The following is a 3,731-nucleotide window of genomic DNA, read 5'->3' as shown; positions in this document are numbered from 1 at the left end:
TGCGCGCTTCCTATGAGCTTGAATCACGAAGTAAAGGGCAGTACCAATGCCAATATCTTTTGGGAGGACCTTTCCACCGAAGTACCGGAGTATACGGTGCGTTACCGAAAAAAAGGGGAATCCAACGCATGGTTCATTAGTAAGACCACCACAAATCAGCTCACCCTTTGGGACCTAAAGGCAGGCACCACCTACGAATACCAATTACAGAAAAAATGTGCGGTCACCAGTAGCGATTGGAGCATGGTAAAACAGTTTACCACTTTTATTGTGGACAATCTGGCCAGCGTGTACGAATGTGGCATTGTGCCAAACTTTAACCTGACAAACAAAGAGGCCCTACCCACTATCACCTCTGGGGAGATGTTCACTGCTGGGGACTTCCCTATTACCCTTACGAAAGTAAATGGCGAAAATGGCCGATTCTCAGGACAAGGCTATGTCACTATTCCTTATCTAAACAGCATTAAGGTAGCCGTGAAATTCACCAATGTACTCATCAATACAGAACACCAACTAGCAGAGGGTATGGTAATCACCAAGTACGATTCGGAAATGAAGAATATCTTGGATGTTGATGCGACTATTGATGTGGTTACCGATGCCTATGATGCAGTGGCAGATTTAGGGGATACAGTAGATAATATTTTAAGGGATGTATTTGGAGAGGGATCAAACGATACTGAGAGTAAAGTGGAGGAGGAAGTAGTTAATAACAGCGGTCCCAATTCCAATTATGAGGGTGGAACTACTACTATTGACAAACAAGTAGAGGCAATAATACCAGGCCAAGACAATTCCGCTGTCTCTGATATAGAAACTAACAACAATTTAGATTCAGTTGCGGAAAATTTAGACACATCCAATACAACATCAGATGCATCTGACAATCCAATAAAAACCGATTTAACGAAAGCCCTAATAAGCTATAAAGTTAATAGATATAAGGACGGGGACATTATTGATGTTGAATATCGTAAAAATTTAGACAATCAAAGTTTCGAGATTTTAAATATCCCCGAAGATTCCAAAATAGTATGGAGCAAACATGCTAATATGAAGGATAGTATATCCGATAATTGGGTCGGTAATGGAACCGGAATAAATCTAGACTTATTTGAATATGAAACGATCATCTTAGAAGCCAAATACTGGTCCCCTGCGAGCACCTATCCTGACGGTGAACCCAATAATGTAAAGGTGGGAATTAGAGTCATAAAAGAACAGTTTGAATTAAAAGAGCTTTATGCAAGACATAGCAAAAGAAGACTTGCTAGATCAGGGCAAAAGTTATATCTGTTAAATAAAGTTGCTAACAAGGATATATCAAAAAATAAAACCATTGCATATAGTATCACAACAGATATTAAAATACGGGAAAACAATATCGGTGATTTAAGTCTTGAATGGTACTATGGAAAATCCGATTTACATCCAAAAAATAAGGCTAAGATAAATATCGAAAGAAAAATTAATTTAAATGATGATAAAACAAATACCACCGTTAGAGCAGGTTACCCTATAGGAAAAAATAAAAGTATAGATATCGTTTGGGTTGAACCCGATTACCAGAAATTTGGACTTACTCTGAAATCAAGCTCAAATCCAGTCATAAAAAAAGCATTGGAAGCTACTGAAATGACCAAGAGAGCCTCCAAGTTCTTTGATAAAATACCTTTTATAAAAAAAGCTAAAAATAAAGGTGCTTTTAAGGAAGGGAAAATCTCTTGGTATTTTGATATTATACCATTTGAAGTAGAGAAGATAAATAAAGAAGAACCAAACAGTCGATTTTATTATACAGAAAAGAAGGTTCGGGGTGGCTTCAAGGCCGGACTAAAAGGAGAAGCCATAATATGGACATGGGGTGTACCCTACGATAAATTACCTATCCCTGAATGGGCTATTAAAGAAATAAAGGACGTTTTAACTGCTGAAATAAATGTTGTAGCTAAAGCAGACGTAACTGGTTCGCTAATTGCAGAAACCACAGAAAAGAAAACTGTAGGGAGTGAAAAATGGCAATTTGTAAGCAAAAACATAAACCCGGCATCTGTAGCCTTAAATGCAGCCTTTGGCGTAGAAGGGGAGCTCAGTGCTTTTGAGGGTAGTGATTGGCTATCATTTGAAGCAAAGGCTTCAGGCCTTGCAAAAGCAGAACTCATAAGTGTTGGTTGGCATGGAGATGACTTTAACTATCACCTTCTTAGAGAGGGGATTTGGATGGATTTTAGAGCTTCCATGTTTATAGTCGTAATGTCTAAAAAACTAGAGACAAAGCCATATTATAAAAAAGTTCAGCTGATGAAGCCTATTAACAATACTAATGAATAAATAATCCTGTGCTATGTTTTTAAACCCTTGTAAAGCAAACCATAAATGAAAATTAGATTCTTACTCCTAGCTGTTTTAATATACACCTACCATGGCAATGCGCAAAAAGATAATCTTGGCGTGGTGGTAGAATACAGTATTCCAATTGATGTTGCCTTTAGCGTATATGACCCACCGTTACGCATCAATCAGGTTAATAATCAGGACGATATTGATTATTCCAATCTACAAGGCCTTTTGCAGTCATTTTTGTCCGCATCCAATATGGAGTGGGCTTTAAGCGATTACTTAGATGAAAATGCAACCACCTCCCGTGATGAAGCACATTTTGAAGCCGTAAAGAATACAGATATAGAAAAAAATTATATCCAATTAGAAACTGCCTATCAATTTAGGTATGAAAATAGAAAGATGGCCTATATAAAATATTCATTTATCATGGACAAAGTGCCATTTCCACTTATCGGGATCATGTCTGCAGAATTCTCCAATAATCGATGGTATATAAGCACTCTTTTAAACCAGGAAGATGTATTCACCGTACTTACGAATTTAGAGTCATCCGTCTTAAAAGAATTATTCTCAGGTGTAAGTGACGACAATATAGTTGAAGACATTATTACAACAACACATCGCGATGGTTATTTTAATATGTTTGTGATGGGCCAAATTTATTCTGAATTAAATGCCGATTCCGCTATCAAAGAGAAGATAATGGATAAAAGGTTGCTAATAAAAGGGTATGAGTTCTTAAACGCTACAACGTCCTCCGTGGCGGAAACTTCAACCCAGAAAATTCTTCATCCATTTGTTCTAGATCAAGCTATATTCTCGGAGTATTCAAATAAAGATAAAGGGGTGAGCAATGATGAGAATGGCCAAAATGATTATGAAAATCAGCCTGAAGCTGTCCTATTAACAGACACCCCCATAGACCTGATACATAAATTTGAGTTTATTGTCGGAGGAAAAACTTACTATATAATTAAATTCTTAGATCAAGACACCAAAGCAGTTTTAATTGATAATGATAATGGGAACTTTACAATAAATAATTCTGATCAATTTGGCGCTTGGATCAACTTTCTAGGAAAGATTAAATCAGATGTATTTATATCTCTTTTTGACCATGCACCGCAAGACACCACCCTTCAAGAGATCATCAACTCCTTTGGAAAAGAAGATGGTGGACTTAACCTGGATTTGGTGGTAGATTACTTTGAACAAAACAGGGCAGACCTTAACAGCTATTTTGATAATTAAGAAATACTTCGCAAGTAGGACAACATCATATAAAAAATCGGGACTATCTTATAAAGTGTGTAAATAGAAAAATAACGGGGGTCATGACCCCCGTTATTTTTTTGTTTAATTTTAATTTTTGCGCTTTATGAAAA

The 3,731-nt window shown here is 36.8% G+C and carries 2 protein-coding genes; both read left to right on the top strand.

What is annotated here, in order from left to right:
* Positions 1–2,334: fibronectin type III domain-containing protein (locus tag G466_RS0118780; protein ID WP_169720774.1), on the top strand; the 2,334-nt coding region annotated here is incomplete at its 5' end.
* 45 nt (positions 2,335–2,379) lie between these two features.
* Positions 2,380–3,597, top strand: a complete 1,218-nt coding sequence (locus G466_RS0118775) for a hypothetical protein (RefSeq protein ID WP_026814996.1) — start codon at positions 2,380–2,382, stop codon at positions 3,595–3,597.
* The last annotated feature ends 134 nt before the right edge of the window (positions 3,598–3,731 follow it).

It is taken from the genome of Arenibacter certesii DSM 19833, from assembly GCF_000429545.1.
GTDB lineage: Bacteria > Bacteroidota > Bacteroidia > Flavobacteriales > Flavobacteriaceae > Arenibacter > Arenibacter certesii.
Note: the sequence above shows the minus strand (reverse complement) of the source record. Positions and strands in the feature narration are given on the sequence as shown.